This is a genomic window from Psychrobacter sp. AOP7-C1-14, from assembly GCF_052376135.1.
Lineage (GTDB): Bacteria > Pseudomonadota > Gammaproteobacteria > Pseudomonadales > Moraxellaceae > Psychrobacter.
Genome location: NZ_JBQSVH010000001.1, coordinates 498411 through 515933 on the forward strand (window position 1 = coordinate 498411; position 17523 = coordinate 515933).

The 17523-nt window shown below is 42.5% G+C and carries 15 protein-coding genes; 3 read left to right on the top strand and 12 right to left on the bottom strand.

Annotated elements, in window-relative coordinates; all coding sequences use genetic code 11:
• Positions 1-53: 53 nt before the first annotated feature.
• Both ACT3QN_RS02180 and ACT3QN_RS02185 read right to left on the bottom strand, forming a co-directional pair.
• Positions 54-614 carry a DJ-1/PfpI family protein gene (locus tag ACT3QN_RS02180; protein WP_444522390.1) on the bottom strand — a complete coding sequence of 187 codons (561 nt, stop codon included), beginning with the start codon at positions 612-614 and terminating at the stop codon, positions 54-56.
• A 170-nt stretch (positions 615-784) separates the two neighbouring features.
• On the bottom strand, positions 785-1801 hold the full coding sequence (locus tag ACT3QN_RS02185) for a serine/threonine protein kinase (RefSeq protein WP_444522348.1): 1017 nt from the start codon (positions 1799-1801) through the stop codon (positions 785-787).
• A gap of 191 nt (positions 1802-1992) precedes the next feature.
• Here ACT3QN_RS02185 and ACT3QN_RS02190 point away from each other — a divergent pair, with 191 nt between their 5' ends.
• Positions 1993-2964 (top strand): ATP-binding protein, encoded by a 972-nt coding sequence (locus ACT3QN_RS02190; protein ID WP_444522349.1) that lies wholly within the window; start codon positions 1993-1995, stop codon positions 2962-2964.
• Positions 2965-3021: 57 nt separating this feature from the next.
• Here ACT3QN_RS02190 and ACT3QN_RS02195 read toward each other — a convergent pair whose 3' ends face one another.
• From ACT3QN_RS02195 to ACT3QN_RS02225, 7 genes are all read right to left on the bottom strand, one after another.
• Positions 3022-4182 (bottom strand): ribonuclease Z, encoded by a 1161-nt coding sequence (locus ACT3QN_RS02195; protein ID WP_444522350.1) that lies wholly within the window; start codon positions 4180-4182, stop codon positions 3022-3024.
• Positions 4183-4215: 33 nt separating this feature from the next.
• Positions 4216-4467, bottom strand: a complete 252-nt coding sequence (locus tag ACT3QN_RS02200; protein ID WP_444522351.1) for a hypothetical protein — start codon at positions 4465-4467, stop codon at positions 4216-4218.
• Positions 4468-4559: 92 nt separating this feature from the next.
• Positions 4560-5228, bottom strand: a complete 669-nt coding sequence (locus ACT3QN_RS02205; protein WP_444522352.1) for a glutathione S-transferase — start codon at positions 5226-5228, stop codon at positions 4560-4562.
• Positions 5229-5418: 190 nt separating this feature from the next.
• A complete protein-coding gene (gene rarD / locus ACT3QN_RS02210; protein WP_444519431.1) occupies positions 5419-6489 on the bottom strand; it encodes an EamA family transporter RarD in 1071 nt (356 codons plus the stop codon).
• Positions 6490-6729: 240 nt separating this feature from the next.
• Positions 6730-7800, bottom strand: a complete 1071-nt coding sequence (rarD, locus tag ACT3QN_RS02215; RefSeq protein WP_444522353.1) for an EamA family transporter RarD — start codon at positions 7798-7800, stop codon at positions 6730-6732.
• 159 nt (positions 7801-7959) lie between these two features.
• On the bottom strand, positions 7960-10758 hold the full coding sequence (gene gyrA, locus ACT3QN_RS02220) for a DNA gyrase subunit A (protein ID WP_444522354.1): 2799 nt from the start codon (positions 10756-10758) through the stop codon (positions 7960-7962).
• 305 nt (positions 10759-11063) lie between these two features.
• Complete coding sequence (locus ACT3QN_RS02225) at positions 11064-11243, bottom strand: hypothetical protein (RefSeq protein ID WP_444522355.1); 180 nt, start codon at positions 11241-11243, stop codon at positions 11064-11066.
• Between the two features lie 409 nt (positions 11244-11652).
• Here ACT3QN_RS02225 and ACT3QN_RS02230 point away from each other — a divergent pair, with 409 nt between their 5' ends.
• On the top strand, positions 11653-11934 hold the full coding sequence (locus tag ACT3QN_RS02230) for a hypothetical protein (protein WP_444519427.1): 282 nt from the start codon (positions 11653-11655) through the stop codon (positions 11932-11934).
• A gap of 57 nt (positions 11935-11991) precedes the next feature.
• On the top strand, positions 11992-12855 hold the full coding sequence (locus ACT3QN_RS02235; protein WP_444522356.1) for a methyltransferase domain-containing protein: 864 nt from the start codon (positions 11992-11994) through the stop codon (positions 12853-12855).
• A gap of 33 nt (positions 12856-12888) precedes the next feature.
• On the opposite strand, the gene ACT3QN_RS02240 is transcribed toward ACT3QN_RS02235, so the two are convergent.
• The 3 genes from ACT3QN_RS02240 to ACT3QN_RS02250 form a co-directional block, all read right to left on the bottom strand.
• A complete protein-coding gene (locus tag ACT3QN_RS02240) occupies positions 12889-14214 on the bottom strand; it encodes an ABC transporter ATP-binding protein (RefSeq protein ID WP_444522357.1) in 1326 nt (441 codons plus the stop codon).
• Between the two features lie 124 nt (positions 14215-14338).
• A complete protein-coding gene (locus ACT3QN_RS02245; RefSeq protein WP_444522358.1) occupies positions 14339-16015 on the bottom strand; it encodes an ABC transporter permease in 1677 nt (558 codons plus the stop codon).
• Positions 16016-16172: 157 nt separating this feature from the next.
• Positions 16173-17297 carry an extracellular solute-binding protein gene (locus ACT3QN_RS02250; protein ID WP_444522359.1) on the bottom strand — a complete coding sequence of 375 codons (1125 nt, stop codon included), beginning with the start codon at positions 17295-17297 and terminating at the stop codon, positions 16173-16175.
• Positions 17298-17523 lie beyond the last annotated feature (226 nt).

Sequence of the window (17523 nt, forward strand, 5' to 3'; positions counted from 1 at the left end):
ATTCTCTCTCGATACTGGGGCCTATTAAAACTTCAACAAGCCCTAATTAAAGCTTATAGCAAAGCAACAAACTGCTTTAGCATAGCTGGGTGAGCAGGCCATGCAGGACCCGTTACTAGCTGTCCATCTGTAATAGCACCATCCATAGGTAAATCGATATACTCAGCGCCAGCCATTTCTATTTCTGGCTGACATGCAGGATAAGCAGATACTTTTTTACCTGTTAGCACGCCAGCAGCCGTCAGTAATTGTGGCCCATGGCAAACCGATGCAATCGGTTTATCAGTATTTGCGAAATGCTGAATCATTGCAATAACCTTGGCATTCAAACGCAAGTATTCTGGCGCACGTCCACCTGGTAAGTACAAAGCATCGTAATCTTCGACATTAATATCGGCAAAAGACGCATTAAGAACAAAGTTATGACCACGTTTTTCGGTATAAGTTTGATCCCCTTCAAAGTCATGTATTGAAGTAGCAATGCTATCCCCTTCAGCTTTATCTGGGCATACCGTATCAACCTCATGTCCCATTGCTAGAAGCGCTTGGAACGGAACCATATTTTCATAGTCTTCAACGAAATCACCAGTAATGATAAGTACTTTAGCCATGATTTTCTTCCTGTATTGTCATAAAAGTATGGTATCTCAAATTACCCTATAGTGACTTAGACTAAAATGAGCCTGAATATCCATTCAAACATAAAAAACAATGACTAGGTAATATGTGAATACTACAAACAGTCGCTTTTTAACAGTCATTTTTTGAAAATCAAATCATCAACTTAGCTATCATCTAATGATGTTAACTCCTTTAAGACAGCGTCCATACTCTGATACCGTCTCTTTATCCGCTTCGCCAATGCCTTATTGACAATACATTGATAGTGACTATATTCTGATGGCAGCTTTGGAATCGGTTGCTGGCAATGCTGAATCGCCCACGCTTTTGATTTATCCTTGCTGTTAGCGGCTATCTGAAACGGGCGCTTGCCTGCCAATATCTCATACATCATGACGCCAAATGCATAGATATCGCTTTGCGCTGTTGTACCCTGCCCTTGCCAACGCTCAGGTGATATATATGCTAGTGTGCCAGCAAGATTTGGATGACTTTTAGCCACTGTTATATGTTGTGCTAACGCAAAATCAGTGAGTAATAATCCAGGTGTCAGACCATTACTCATAATATCTACTGGCAACTCATTGTCAGACCCTTCAAGCAAAATATTGCTAGGCTTAATATCATTATGCAACCAGCCAGCCTGATGCAAATTAGCTATCAAATGTGCGGACTGTACTAAAAAGTGATACCTACGTTGCGCTGTCAATGAATGCTGATTTTGAGTACTCAACTGTCTTGCCAAGCTACCATTAGGGTAATAAGGCATGACGGTGATTATTAGCTTTTGAGGCGCCTCTAGCGCTTGAACGTTTACGCAATGATAAGCCAATAGTGGCGCTGCGATAGTCTTATCTTCGATTGTTGATAACGCATTTACAGAAGTTAGCGCTTCCGCTTCATGAGTTAAATCAAAAGACATATTATTCATATCAGTATCAGCAATCATCTGCCATTTGATCATGACTTGACCAAACTGTGAATGCTGGGCACGCGTTACGCCTTGATAATGAATCTCTTCGATGTCTTGTGTTTGTTCTGTGCTTTGTTGAGCAATACGTTGATGTACTATCTCACTAAAATTCTGTGCAACTAACTCTTGGGTAATAATGGACAATAGCTGCTCTGCCTGAGCTTGCAAAGCTTGCGTAATAGACGGATTACTGGCACTATTTTCCATAGTATTGTTTCTCATAATATAGTGAGATTACTGCCTTACCATTCGTATCATTTCCAAAAATAATAATAACGCGAATAATGGTTACAAGTACTACGCTTAGTAGCCACTAAGATTATGGGCACTGAATTTTAGCAGCGTTAATTGTATTTTTGGGTATGGTATTAAAGATAACTTTAATTGCTAGAGCCACTATGTCACAACCAACTATCCCGACCACGCCATCTGATCAACCTACTTATGCCCTACCCGCACCTTTGTTAGATTTACTCAGTCAATACTTACAAGAGCAGGTGACACCGACTATTGAAATCGATCCAAACCAGCTGGCTTATCGCTGGGTTGGCGGGCGCACTGGCCATCTACAGCCTTTATCAGTCAACCTGTTTTTGAGCTTAGATGATTTGCATGGTATCGATAAGCAAAAATCGAAACTGGTTCAAAACACCCGTCAGTTTATTAAAGGTTATCCTGCCAATCACGTATTGATGTCAGGGACACGCGGTGCTGGTAAATCATCATTAATTCGAGCCTTGCTTCAAGCCCATCATAATGAAGGCTTGCGTATCATTGAGGTTGCCCGCGATGATCTACAAATATTAGACAAGATTCGCGCTGCCATTAATGCTCTACCAGCAGATTGTCATTGCCGCTACATCGTATACTGTGACGATCTCGCTTTTGACAGTCAAGACGAGAGCTATCGTACGCTAAAGAGCGTGCTTGATGGTGCGCTTGATTCAGAACAGGACAAACTATTGGTCTACGCTACCAGTAATCGCCGTCGCCTGCTACCGCAAATGATGAAAGACAATATTAATATCTACAATGGCCAGACGGATGAAGTCAATCCTTATGAGGCCATTGATGAAACCGTATCATTGTCAGACCGATTCGGTCTATCACTCACTTTCCACCCCATGGATCAGCAGACTTATCTGCATATCATTCAGCATTATCTGAATTTGGAGCAGCAAAAAATCTCAGCTGATATGGATAGTGATGCTAAGAGCATTTTAGAAAGTCAGCTAGTGCCTGACAAGATTAGAAAGGATGCGCTACGCTGGGCATCAGAGCGTGGTGGACGTTCAGGACGTGTGGCCTATCAATTCAGTCGCTACTGGAGCGGTATAACGCAATTGAAAATTGAAGATAGTAAGCGCTAAGCCATATCTGGTGCTACTCATATTTAATACTAAGCCATATCTGACACTAGACCATCTCTAATCACTGCGTGCAGAACCTATATACTGCACGCAGCTGTCGGCTTTGCTGTTCTTTTCACTACCTTCTTGGCTGCTATCTTTATTGCCTACCGATTCAACCGCGCCATCGACCATGTATTGATCAAAATCAGCAGCTAACCAAAGACTGCCTTGATAGACACGTTCAGCATCTAAACGAATGTATGCCATGTTTGGCGTCTTGCTATTAGGATTATCAAAACCCTGATAACGCGCACTGAAGTGAGTCAAAATTAAATTATTGACGCCGCTTTTTTCTACAAGACTAGCCACCAATTGCGCACTGCTATGCATCGGATCAAACTCTGGGTTTTTGCTTTGAATCTTAGTGAGCACCTCATGAGTGTAGGTTGCTTCATGCACCAATAAATCCGTATCAACCAGTGCATCGGTTAGACACGCTGGCGTATCGTTATCTCCTGCTACCACTACTCGCATTCGTGATAGGTCATCATTGACGTAGTCGGCTGCATATAACTGCTGACCATCTTCGGTGATGACATCCTCGCCTTTTTGTAGTTTACCCCATAGCGCGCTTGCAGGAATGCCTTGTGCCAGCAGTTTATCCTTATCAAGCCTGCGATGATAAATGGTCTGAGTGATACCAAATGCATGAGACGCGACTCGATGTGATAGCGCTGTGATATCAATATCAAGCTGATGCTGGTCGCTTAAGCGGATATTCACTTTTTTTGTATCATGTTTCTCAGATAGCACGTCTTCAATCGCTACAAAGTTAACAGCAAAGGGTAAATACAACTCTGTGGTTAGTTTAATTGCCTCAAGCAATGTCGCAATTGCGTTTGGAGCGATCAGTGTCAACGGTTCACGGCGTCCTGACATAGCTGCACTGGCCAATAATCCTGGTAATCCATAGCAGTGATCGCCATGCACATGGGTGATACAGATAGCAACCAATTGATGCATAGACAGTTTGGTATGCAGCAACTGCTGCTGCGTACCTTCACCACAATCAATTAGTACCCATGGACGCGATTTCTTACTCTGATTGTTCTGTTGACGACTTCCTTGCTGTGCGCCAGAGGTATGCGGATTCAGGCACTCTATTGCCAGTGCAGTCACATTACGCTGTTTGGTCGGGACACCTGCAGACGTACCCAAAAATGTTAACTTTAGCATCGCGTTACATCTCTTATATACAACAATCGGCAGTTATGATAATTGGCACATCATGGTTTTTTGTGCTTCAACCATCTGTCCACCATTGGCCGTACACTCATTGACCATATTGGATTCATAAGACTTCCAGCCACCATAAAAGCTCGCTGCGCATAGTATGACAACCAGAATTTTCTGCGACCAAGATTTGATAGAGACTTGCTGGCTATTAATAGCGGCTCTATCAATTTGTGTTTCAGTAGTGCTATCTGTATTTGAAGCATTTGATTTATTCAGATCTGTCATCTTTTATCCTAAAAAAGGTTTTGTCTATGATAAACAAAACCTTTTATTTTACTATTAAATAAGTTATTTCTCACTGTGCAAATGTGTTTCGTCTAAAACTGTAAACGACCACCTCTTTTTTCTGCTCGTTTAAAGGCATCTCGCTCTTCGCAACGTTTAAGCCAGTTCAAAAGATTGGTATATTTACTCTGGTCTAAACCTGCACCAGCATTGGCACCAACAACTGCAAGATGCATTTGAATATCAGCGGCGCTAAATTCACTACCTGCAAACCAATGGTTTTCATGCAGATGATGCTCCATCATATCTAGCATCTTCTCCAAACCGCTACTGATCATGTTTTTCTCAACCTGACCTTGGATCTTTTTGCTGATAGGTTTGATTAGCATTGGTGATTGAGCCACCACCTTGGTGAATACCAAACGCATAACCAACAGCGGCATCAGTGAAGATTCTGCAAAGTGTAGCCAAAAAGTATAGGCTTCCCAAGCTGCTTCGTTATTATCGTCAGGTTTGAATTGCTTTTCTTTATCATAGTGCTTAATCAGATACTCAATGATAAATCCTGATTCAATCAGCACACGATCGTCCGCTTCTAACATTGGTGCATTACCAATCGGATGTACTTGCTTTAGGCTATCAGGAGCACGGTATGCTTTGTTTCGCTCATAACAAGTCAGTTTATAATCAGCGCCAAGCTCTTCCAATAGCCAGATAATACGAAATGAGCGTGAGTTTGCTAAATGATGAAGATGTAACATAAACCGTCCTAGTTATATATTGTAGTAAGTCAACCATAGTATCTCAGATATAGCGCCATACGCTCATTCAATCGTGGCACTACTGCTATCGATAATAGCGTAATTCGTATCTCTTTAATACTGTGAATTGGCAGACATACTAGAAAGTAATACCTACCAATCAGTACTATCTACGACGTACCTGCCGGTGCTAGTCTAGATTTAATGCTTCGATTTTGCGCGTCATTTTGTCTATCTTTTGCTGATATTTTTTGATTTGGCGAAATCGATGCGCGATCAGTACACCTTTGATACGACGATTTTTGAGGCGACGACGTGGTGGAAAACTGCCCACTTGCGGCTCATTGTAGCCATGTAGACGGTCTTCACGTTTGCGCGCCATATAGCCAAGTGCGCTATCAGCAATCATAATTAACAGTGCGATAAAGATCATGCTGTACATTAGTACCGAGCCACCGTCATGTAAGTTACGATCTAAAATTGCAATTGAGAATATAAATAAAAATATTGGCTCAAGGTAGCACAGAGTCCCAAATAATGAGACAGGCAACTTTTGACTCGCCACCATCGTTAGTGACATCGCAGCGGTACTGATAATGCCCAATAATGGCAGCAAATACCAAAGCTTGTGGTTGGTGATAGCTACTTCAAAACCGCCATTCATATACAGTGCGACCAATACGACTGGTAATAACAGTACCAGATCTGAGATTAGACCAGTAATAGGCGGTACTGCTAACTTGCGGCGTAGTAGATAGTAAGGAGGATAACCCAAACAAACAAACAAAGTTGCCCAAGAGATCGCACCATACTGAAAAATATCGTAAGCGATACCAAGACCTGCGCATACGATAGCAGCCCACTGAAGTAAGCTCATGTCTTCGTTGTAAAAAAAGCGGCCAACAACAATCATGATCATTGGATATAGGAAATAACCCAACGTTACCTCAAGCCCCAAGCCATTGACTGGCGCCCACATAAATATCCAGATTTGCGCACCCAAAATCGGTGTGGGTAGTATAAATAAAAACCACTCTTTAGCGTTTTTCAGTGTTTTTAGATAATCAAAAATGTGCTGCCACTGCTTTAGCACACTTACCAGCAATACCAAACTAAAAAACATCGTTAGCACGCGCCACGAAGCGACCTGCGTACCTGATAATGGTTGCAGCAGTAGACCAAATAAAAACAGTAATGAGTATAAAAAATTTGCAGCGACAGCAGTGATTGTACCCTGCGAGGTTTGGTTAGTAGTCAGCATCACAACAGCCTTTAAAGATTGGGGCACATCCATGGCAATTTTTAAAAAAAACAAAAGCCTCAGACGTTCTCGTCTGAGGCTTTTGCATATAAGGTCGTCGCGTAATCTAAGATAAACGCTTTTAATGTATTAGGCTCACATTATGAGCGGCATTATGTCAAAGTCAGAATGAATAAGCAATGCCACTGTTCATCTAGTGTTTAAACTTCCGAATTGAGTAAATTTAATGCAGGTAAGTGCTTATTTTACATCAAGTTGTTCAATTTTTTGCTGTAGCTTATTCATCTTTTTTTGATAACGACGTATCTTACGAAAACGGTGAGCTTTTAGCACGCCATCGATACGCTGATTAATGAAATGACGACGTGGTGGAAAGCCCCCTACTTGCGGTTCTCTATAGCCATATAAATGGTCATTGCGACGACGAACAATATAGCCTGCTGCACTATCGACCATCATAACCAGCAGTGTAAGCGTAATCATACTATACATAAATAACGAGCCACCCTCTTCAAGGCTCTGACTCAAAATCGTAATCGACAACACAAACAACAGCATTGGCTCTATATAACTCAATGCCCCAAATAGTGATACGGGCAGCTTGCTACTGGCAACCATGGTCAGCGACATCGCCATCGCACTAAAAGCGCCCAATAGCGGTAACAAATACCAAAACTTCATATCTTGTGCCGCCACATCAAAACCACCCGTCATATAAAGCATGATAAGTACAACTGGCGTCAATAAAGTTAAATCGAACAGCAATCCTGTGATAGGTGGAACAGAAAGCGTACGCCGTAATAGATAATACGGTGGATATCCCAAACATACAAACAATGTCACCCAAGAGACCGAGCCATACTGAAAAACATCGTAACCAATGCCTAATGCTGCAAATATCGCAGCTACCTGCTGTAAAACACTCATATGCTCACGGTAAAAAAAACGACCAAGCACAATCATCATTAGCGGCAATAAAAAATATCCCAAAGTGACATCAAGACCAAATCCATTGACAGGCGCCCACATAAACAGCCAAATCTGTCCACCTAATATTGGCGCAGGCAATACAAAAATCAACCAGTCCTTTGCGGTCTTTAGCGTCTTAATATAATCAAAAACATGTTGCCACTGCTTAGTAAAACTGACCAATACCACCAAACTGACCAACATCATGAGCACACGCCATGATGCCACCTGCGTACCAGTTAAAGGCATCATAAATAGCCCAAATAAAAACATCATCGCAAATAAAAAGCTCGATGATACAGAGGCAACAGTTCCCTGAAAAGTTTGATTGGTCGTAAACATAGCAACAGCCTTAAAAATAGAACCTTATTTATCTTATTGATAAAAATGAGAATTAAAAAAAATAAAAGCCTCCGACGACGACGTCAGAGGCTTTTTTCTAGAAAATGCTAAGAGACTAAGCTCAAAAGCTAACTACCAAGACTAATATCCGCCATTCTGTTATGCATCGTCATTTGGTTTATGATCATTTGCAATATCGATCACATCATCAACCTCAGTCGTTGTAGCACTATCAGTTGTCGCATCGATATCTATCTGCTCCTGACCTTCTACATCGAACGTACCGTCTTCTCTCATGGCATCGATAAGCTCACCATCACCTTCTTCGTGCTCGACACGTGCCATAGCGACCAGTTTTTCATCTTTTGACAGACGAATCAATGTCACGCCTTGTGTATTACGACCAGAGCTAGCGACATGCTCAACTGGAGTACGAACCAACGTACCTTTATCAGAGATTAAGATAATATCATCGGTAGAGTCAACCTTAGTCGCTCGTACTAGTGCGCCATTACGCTCACTGGTCTTGATAGCGATTACACCGCCACCGCCGCGATTTTGTGTATTGAACTCCTCGATAAAGGTACGTTTTCCGAAGCCGTTTTCACAAGCAATCAGGATTTCGTGTACATCATCTTCGATAACGACCAATGACTTGATAAATTCATCAGTAGCCAGACGCATACCGCGGACACCTTTAGCCGTACGGCCCATCGCACGCGCATCATTCTCATCGAAACGAATGGCTTTACCACTTGAAGCAAATAACATTACTTCTTGACTACCGTTAGTAATACGAGCGCTGACTAGCTTATCACCGTCTTCTAATCCAACCGCAATCAGACCGTTCGAGCGAATATTAGCAAACTGCTTCAGCTCTACTCGTTTCACTGTACCATTAGCAGTAGCAAAGAATACAAAAGGTGCCTCTGCTTGATTGCTACCTTCTAAATCATCACTATCTACTAAGTCGTCTGCTAGTGATGCATCACTTTTCGCTGGTGACTCTTCTACGATTTTTGGAATTGGTAGTATCGTTGTAACGGTTTCGTCGCTATTTAGACCAATTAGATTGACCAATGGACGACCACGAGCACCGCGACTGGCAATTGGCACTTCAAAACCACGTAGACTAAAGACACGTCCACTATCAGTGAAACATAGTACAGTAGAATGCGTCGATGTCACTATTAGATGATCAATCACATCATCTTCTTTCATTGCTGTAGCCGACTTGCCTTTACCGCCACGTTTTTGCGCGACATAGTCATCAATCGGCTGAGTTTTGGCGTAGCCAGTACGCGATACTGTCATGACAACTGTCTGCTCAGGAATCAGGTCTTCACGACTAAAGTCCATACGTGAATCGATAATATCAGTACGACGCTCATCACCAAAATTATCACGAATCTCGATCATCTCATTAGAGATAATACTCATTAGCTTATCAAAATCACCAAGAATAGACTCTAAATGCGCAATTTCACGCAGTAGGTCTTGGTATTCTTCAGTCAACTTGTCTTGCTCTAGACCAGTCAGACGATGCAGTTGCATGTCTAAAATTGCATTGACCTGCTCAAGTGATAAACGATAACGTTCTTCGCCTTCGATTAGGCCAAACGGCGCGTTAGGATCTTCGCCCTCAATAAACTCAGGACGGACTGACTGACTGCCAGCAGCGGTTAACATCGCAACGACACTGCCTGAGCCCCACGTATTATTTAATAAGCTTTCACGCGCCAAGCCACGGTTTGCAGAGGCTTTAATCGTCGCAATAATTTCGTCAATATTGGCTAGAGCAACGGTTAAACCTTCGAGCAGGTGACCACGAACGCGGGCTTTGTTCAATTCATAAATCGTACGGCGTGTCACTACTTCTTGACGATGACGGACAAACGCAGCGATAAGCTGACGCAAGGTCAATAGTTTTGGCTGACCATTATCGAGCGCCACCATATTGATACTAAAGCTAGACTCTAGTGGCGTTTGCAAAAACAAGTTATTGACGATGACTTCAGCCGTCTCACCGCGACGCAAGTCAATAGCGATACGCATACCGTCTTTGTCAGACTCATCACGAATCTCGCTAATACCTTCGATTTTTTTATCACGGACTAGCTCTGCAATACGCTCAATCAATTTGGCTTTGTTAGCCTGATAAGGTACTTCAGTAAATACGATACGCTCACGATCACGATTGACACCAGTATTGCTCATCGGCTCAATATGATAACGACCACGGATGTGCAAGCGGCCTTTACCGGTACGATAAGCATCTAAAATGCCCGCACGGCCATAGATAATACCGCCCGTAGGGAAGTCAGGGCCTGAAATATGCGACATGAGCTCTTCAGCTGAAACTTGTGGGTTTTCAGCATACGCCAAACAAGCATTGATCACTTCAGTCAAGTTATGCGGTGCCATATTGGTCGCCATACCAACGGCAATACCCGTCGCGCCATTGACCAATAAGTTAGGAATACGCGCCGGCATCACGCTTGGCATACGCTCAGAACCATCGTAGTTATCTTCCCAATCGACCGTATCTTTGTCCAAATCAGCGAGCATCTGGTGGGTCAGTTTAGTCATACGTACTTCGGTATAACGCATCGCTGCCGGCGGATCATCATCGATCGAGCCAAAGTTACCCTGACCATCAACCATTGGATAGCGCAAGCTGAAATCCTGCGCCATACGTACGATGGCATCATAAACTGCACTATCGCCATGTGGATGGTATTTACCGATAACATCACCAACCACACGTGCTGATTTTTTGTACGGTTTATTATAATCGTTTGATAGCACGTGCATGGCATACATCACGCGGCGGTGTACAGGCTTGAACCCATCACGCACATCAGGCAGCGCTCGCGAGACGATCACGCTCATCGCATAATCCAAATACGACTGCTTTAGTTCATCTACGATGCCAATAGGACTGACCGATTCGCTCATATACACTCCTTCACTCACATTCTTTTTCTAACGTTGACACATCGCTTACGGCACCCATAGATCATATAAAAATACTGCCACATCAATGCGCAGTCATGACCAAAATACATACCATAAAAAACATTGCTATACGTGCAAAACAACCAGAAAATAGTGATACGGTTTTTGTTAAAAACAATGTTTAATAAAAGAAGCTATTTTAGCACAAAATTGCTGATTTAGGGGGGTTCTGACCACCATTAAAATCAAGCTGGACGGTTCATGCATAGTGATATTTTCAATGATCGACACACACTAAATTAATTCTAATGGCAGGTTTTTTTTGATTGGCTGATTTTGCCATTTTTACAGACGAATTTACCATCTGCTGAGCAATGAGACACCCCGCCCATTTTTCCTGAACAAGGCGTATTTCGAGCTTGGGCTTGGCTAATAGAGGCGAAGACAAACAATAGAGCTAATAGTGCTGTAGTGATTGGTTTCATTGTTTAACTTCTATGTATGATAAGGGTTGAATCAAAAAACACTATACTCATTTGGCACAGCTCGACAAGATTTATTTTGACTCACTGAGTGAGTATTTATATCTCTAATCCAACATGACATTTCATCTAATGTAGCATCGATATTCAAACGAGCGCTAAAACCTTGAGCACAGAACTCACAGGTGGCTTGCATATAAATCATATCAACCAAAAAACTGTGATAACTAGCTAATATAGCGACGCTTACAGCTGGCTTGGACATAAGCCAATGGTTTTCATAAGTATATTGTGATTTAAATTACTTTAATGACACTATTATTTTTAGTGGTACTGGACAAAAAATTTCTAACCGCTACACTAACTCATCTTTTATATCACTTAAATAACGATCTAACAGGCTACCTTTATTATGGATATCATTCTTGCAATCGTTTGGATTTTAGCAATGGTGCTATATAGCTTTTCGAGCGATTATGTTGCTAGCTTTCCTAACCACAACAATGGTGCTGTCCCTTATGTCCGTTGGGGAGCGCTTTTAGTCGCTATGGCTTTATCAGCATACTTGGCACAAGCCTACCAAGAAAACCTACAAGGCAATGGTATGTGGGTTTTTGTTATCGTAGTATTTGTCGTTATTGTACTAGCGAAGGTCGTTTTTAAATGGGTAATTAACAGACGTTTGAAACGCTAGTTCATGCTAAATCTTTTTATTGCTTGAATCCTTTTTACTTATTGATCTGAATAACTTATGACAATTAAACATCAAGATAACCAACTCGAATCAAACCAACCCAGATCATCAGAAGAAAACCGAGTAGATCGTAGCTTCGACACTATTGCCGATCATTTCGAAAAAAAAGTCTATGGTGGTTTAAAAGGCGAAATTCGATTGGCCGTGCTACGCCGTGATATTTTTGAATACAGCGCGCAGATGAGTGAGGTACTTGGGCGACCTTTACGTATCTTGGATGTAGGTGCAGGGCTTGCACAAATTGCGATAGAACTTGCGACACAAGGTCATAGCGTCGTCATCAATGATATATCAGCAAATATGCTTGAGAAGGCAAAAGCGAGCGCAGAAAAAATCGATCAAGAACTAGACATCACATGGTACGTTTGTCCTTATCAGGTGCTTGAAGAAAAACTGGCTCAGGCAGAAACAGAAAAGTTTGATTTGATTATGTCGCATGCGCTACTCGAATGGTTGGCAGAACCCGCGGCGGTCATGGATTTTTTTGATCAGCATTTAACAGATGATGGCGCGCTATCGTTATGTTTTTATAATCCAGCAAGTTTTGATTATCGCAATCTTATCATGGGGAATTTTAACTTACTCGATAGCCTACTTGATAATAATGACTACAAAGCAGATAACATAAAAAGCTTAACGCCGAATCATCCAGTGGCCAAAGAAGAGGTCGAGTCTTGGCTCAAAGCGCACAACTACCAAACGGTACGTAGCAGTGGTCTACGAGTGTTTCATGATTATGCACCGCTCAAACGTGGCGGACATAATGACCCAGATGCCGTGATCAGAATGGAGCTACGCTACTCACAATTGGAGCCGTACAAATGGCTTGGGCGTTACTTACATATTCTAGCTAAACGTTGAGTTTAAACGTTAGCTTAGGTATTACGAAGACTACTAAACCTCTTCATTAACTCTTGATGATCTATCGTATTCTGACCAAGTAGTGGCATTAATATCTTTTTCATCAAAAACGACGACATGCTCTAGCAAAGGCAGAATGCCAATATGCGAGCCGATGGCATGATTATGATGGCTCGCAACCAAAGATAAGACCGTCTGTCCGTCATCTAGTTGTAGACGGTACAAGTAGTTGGCACCGCGAAAAACACGTCCAATCACTAAAGCTGTCTGCGTACTGTCATCATCATGAATAATATCATCAGGACGTACAAGTACTTTGATAGGCGTGCCATTTGGATAATCATATTCACAGTACTGTGGTTGGCCTGATTCATCATGGACCTCCATACGACGATAAATGTTACCCAGTGCCGTCTCGACATGACCTTCTTTAATAATACCATCTATCATCGCGCCTTCGCCTACGAATTCAGCGACGAAAGGACTGACGGGCTCATGATACAGCTCGCTTGGCCTTGCCCACTGCACCAATCGCCCTTTATCCATTACCCCTACTTTATCTGCTAACGCGAACGCTTCGTTTTGATCGTGAGTGACCAAAATCGCTGTGGTATTGGTACGTTTGAGAATATCACGGACATTCATTGCTAATGACTCACGTAATACTACATCTAGATTAGAAAACGGTTCATCAAGTAGCAGTAGTTTTGGCTTTGGAGCGAGCGCTCTTGCAAGCGCTACTCGTTGCTGCTGACCACCAGAAAGCTCATTCGGACGTTTGTCTGCATGCTCAGTTAATTCAACTAAGCTTAGCATCTCAGCCACCCGAGCCTTTTTGTCGGCAGATGACCATTTATTAAGACCAAAGGCGATATTCTTTGCCACGCTTAAATGACCAAAAAGAGCATAATCTTGAAACACCATACCCATACCACGCTTGGCTGGTGCAACTGCAAATGATTGGCGAGCTGTCTTTTCAGTTAAACGTTGGTTGTTTAAATAGATGGTACCGCCACGGCTTTGTTCCAATCCCGCGATAGCTCTTAGCGCTGTGGTTTTCCCGCAGCCACTATAACCTAAGAAGCAACCGATCTCACCTTGCTCCAATACTAACGATAGACCATTGACGACGATAGTATCGTCATAGCCTACGATTAAATTTTGCACGCTAAAATAAGGATCGTTCGCGATATGTTTCTCAGTACTTTGTTGTGAGGTGTTGTTTTGCTCTACAGTGTTATTCGGCTGAACTGGATTGATATTGGTCTGTGACATTGGTGATTTTGCTACAGGCGTATGGTTAGCCCGAGCTTTCGCCGACTTAGCATTCGTTGAGTCTTTCATTGAATCAGTGTACATAGACGGTACCAGTTCGCTATTAGTAAGTAAAACCATCGATAAAACAGGGCAAATTATAATATAGCTGACACTACAAGTGTGCTATAAAACTTATGCCCAATTATTGCTACTAGCTTTGTTGCTATTAGCTGTGTTTATCACTTTGACGCAATAATATCCAAACAGGGAGTAACCCAACCAGCACAATTAGCAAACTCGGTAATGCAGCTCGTCCCCACATACCTTCGCTTGTCATTTCGAACACTCGTACTGCCAGCGTGTCCCAGCCTTGACGCCGTGTCATCAAAGTAATAGGCATCTCTTTCATTACTTCGACAAAGCCCATCAATAATGCAGTCAATACACCAGGGCTAAGTACAGGCAGCATCACATGACGCCAGCGCTGATAAGGACTGTCGCTCAGTAATTTTGCAGCGGCTTCTTGATTGACTGTCAATCGCTGCAACTGTCTATCAACCGGCTGAAAACTCACTGTCATAAAACGTGTCGATAGCGCCAGTAGCATGACAATGACACTGCCAGACAGTACTTGCTGTGATGTAATACCAAACGCAATCATTTGATTATCAAGCCACGCAATGGGTATAAATATCCCTACCGCCAACACTGTCCCCGGCACGACATAGCCCAAATTGCCCAAAGTGGTCATTAGCTTAGTCGATTTATCAGGATATTGCCGTTTGATCCACGCAATAATAATAGCCAAAAAAGCAATAAATAGCGTGGTCATACTCGCAATCATGAGGCTATTGGTGACAAAATCAATGTAACGCGCATCAAAATCTTGGCGGAAATTCAGTGCCGTCCAATAGATAAGCTGCAAGAAAGGGATTAAGAAAGCCATCAAAAAAATGATCGTACACAGTAGTGTCATGGCAAGTCTGGCAGGTTTGCTAGCGTCAAAGCGTTGGCTGCTACCTTGGGTAAGCGAGCTGCTACGCTTAGCTTGCCAATACTGCTCAAACAATACCACGATAAATATCACACCGATGAGTAAAGCTGCTAGCTGAGCTGCTGTGGTCAAACTAAAAAAACCAAACCAAGCTTTATAGATAGCGGTAGTAAAAGTATCGACATTAAATACCGATACTGCCCCGAAATCTGCTAATGTTTCCATACTGGCTAACAACAAGCCGCCAATGATCCAAGGTAGTGCTTGCGGTAATGCCAATCGAAAGAACACACGACTACGACTCAAACCAAGCATCTGCCCCGCTTCTATCGCTCGCCTGCCTTGTGACAAAAATGCCTGACGTGCTAGCAGATACACATAAGGGTAAAACGCTAGCGACAATATTAAGCCTGCACCCCATACGTTTCTTATCGAAGGTATGGCAGTGCTAATACCGGAATCGCGCAAAGCGGTCTGTAGCGGTCCACTAAAGTCAATAATGCCGATAGTGACAAATGCCAATACGTAAGCAGGAATAGCAAGTGGCAACATCAATGCCCACGAAAAGAAACGCTGGCCAGGGAAACGGTACATGCTAGTAACCCAAGCCAGAGCAGTACCAATAGTTCCTGAAACAACAGTCACCATAAGCAACAAGATTGCCGTGTTTTTGAGCACTTGTGGCAGTACATAATCTGCCATGTGTGTCCAAATCTCTGCCACTGGCTGAGTCCACGACAGCAGCACGATTAAAATCGGTACTAGCATAAACAACGAAATCAGCCCTAAGACTGATTTCGAGATAATACGTTTACGAAGGGCGCGGTCTTGGCTGACAGTCTGCTTGTCATTAATACCATTATCGACAGTATCGTTTTGACTAACAGACGCGTCTGGCGTTGTGATCATATTATCATTACCGTGTCATATATATAGAGACCTTGTAAGCCTGTACCAAACTCAAAATCGTCATTATCTGGATAATTTATCTAAAATGATTAATCTTTAAAAACTATTGCTTCAAAGTTATGATTCTGAGGTTGGCAAAACTATTATTAGCGATCCCTTATTTATAACCTGCTTTGTCCATTAATTGAATCGCTTGAGTTTGTAGCTCGCCAAACTTTTGCACACTGATATCATCTTTATTAAATGGACCCCATGATCTGAGCATATCTGACTCATCAATGCCTTCTTTTACTGGGAATTCTTTGTCTGAGCTGGCATAAAGACCTTGTGCCTCATCAGATGACAACCACTCTATCAATTTAAGCGTACCATCTGGATTGTCTGAACTTGCCACTACACCAGCACCTGAGATATTTACGTGCGTACCAGTCGTGTCTTGGTTTGCCCAGAATATATTGACAGGGAAATCTGGTTTCTCATCTAATATACGGCCGTAGTAATAACTATTCGCCACACCTACTTCGCACTGACCAGCAGCGATAGCTTCCAGCATACTGGTATCATCACTGAACACATCAGTGGCTAGGTTATCTACCCAACCACGAACGATTTCTTCCGTTTTTTCTTGACCCAAGTGCTCCATCATACTGGCCACAAGCGATTGGTTATAAACTTTTTTAGACGTGCGTAGGCATAATTTGCCTTTCCATTTTGGATCGGCTAAATCTGCATAAGTAGATAACTGATCAGCACTAACTTTGCTTGGATCATAAAAGATAGTACGGGCACGTAGTGATAGACCTGTCCATTGACCTTGTGGATCACGGTATTTTGCAGGGACATTGGCTTCCAACACAGTAGAGGATACTGGCTGTAGCAAACCTTGCTCTGCAGCCTGCCATAAGTTACCAGCATCGACGGTTAACAACATATCAGCAGGAGTATTTTGGCCTTCCGCTTTTAAACGTGCCATGAGCGGACCAGTGCTGTCTGTGACTAGCTCAACTTTGACACCTGTTTGCTCAGTATAGCGATCTAGTAATGGCTTAATAAGTTGCTCATTGCGTGATGAGTAGATAGTAACCGTCTGACCATCAGCAGTCGTAGCTTCGTCAGTTACTGTTTGCTGCTCAGCACCTGCTTCTGTTGACTCTACTTCTCCGCTCTCTTCTGTGGTTGAAGAATTACTACAACCTGCCAGACCCAACATCATGCCAAATACGGCTGCAGGTAAGATAAGCTTCGTAGAGGTTAGATTAGCGCTGATAGCGTTCAATGACATGGTTTTCCCCATAGTAATGCTATAAAAAAAATAAGGCGGATGGTGAGACAAAATAATGGTGATTACAACTCTGGCTTGCTAAGCGTTAGCAGTAGTCAGGCCATAATATATCAAAGCAACATACTAATGGAAGTGAGATTAATTATCAATACATTTGTTTAACTGACAAATGTACCAGCGATGAGCCTCTAGCAATACTTCTTAAGTGCTATTTTTACCAACATTC

Bases quoted from the DNA above. Each gene is read 5' to 3' on its own strand.
- ACT3QN_RS02185 (WP_444522348.1), bottom strand. From the start codon at position 1,801: ATGGAAAATAGTGCCAGTAATCCGTCTATTACGCAAGCTTTGCAAGCT.
- ACT3QN_RS02190 (WP_444522349.1), top strand. From the start codon at position 1,993: ATGTCACAACCAACTATCCCGACCACGCCATCTGATCAACCTACTTAT.
- ACT3QN_RS02195 (WP_444522350.1), bottom strand. From the start codon at position 4,182: ATGCTAAAGTTAACATTTTTGGGTACGTCTGCAGGTGTCCCGACCAAA.
- ACT3QN_RS02200 (WP_444522351.1), bottom strand. From the start codon at position 4,467: ATGACAGATCTGAATAAATCAAATGCTTCAAATACAGATAGCACTACT.
- ACT3QN_RS02205 (WP_444522352.1), bottom strand. From the start codon at position 5,228: ATGTTACATCTTCATCATTTAGCAAACTCACGCTCATTTCGTATTATC.
- rarD (WP_444519431.1), bottom strand. From the start codon at position 6,489: ATGCTGACTACTAACCAAACCTCGCAGGGTACAATCACTGCTGTCGCT.
- rarD (WP_444522353.1), bottom strand. From the start codon at position 7,800: ATGTTTACGACCAATCAAACTTTTCAGGGAACTGTTGCCTCTGTATCA.
- gyrA (WP_444522354.1), bottom strand. From the start codon at position 10,758: ATGAGCGAATCGGTCAGTCCTATTGGCATCGTAGATGAACTAAAGCAG.
- ACT3QN_RS02225 (WP_444522355.1), bottom strand. From the start codon at position 11,243: ATGAAACCAATCACTACAGCACTATTAGCTCTATTGTTTGTCTTCGCC.
- ACT3QN_RS02230 (WP_444519427.1), top strand. From the start codon at position 11,653: ATGGATATCATTCTTGCAATCGTTTGGATTTTAGCAATGGTGCTATAT.
- ACT3QN_RS02235 (WP_444522356.1), top strand. From the start codon at position 11,992: ATGACAATTAAACATCAAGATAACCAACTCGAATCAAACCAACCCAGA.
- ACT3QN_RS02240 (WP_444522357.1), bottom strand. From the start codon at position 14,214: ATGTACACTGATTCAATGAAAGACTCAACGAATGCTAAGTCGGCGAAA.
- ACT3QN_RS02245 (WP_444522358.1), bottom strand. From the start codon at position 16,015: ATGATCACAACGCCAGACGCGTCTGTTAGTCAAAACGATACTGTCGAT.
- ACT3QN_RS02250 (WP_444522359.1), bottom strand. From the start codon at position 17,297: ATGTCATTGAACGCTATCAGCGCTAATCTAACCTCTACGAAGCTTATC.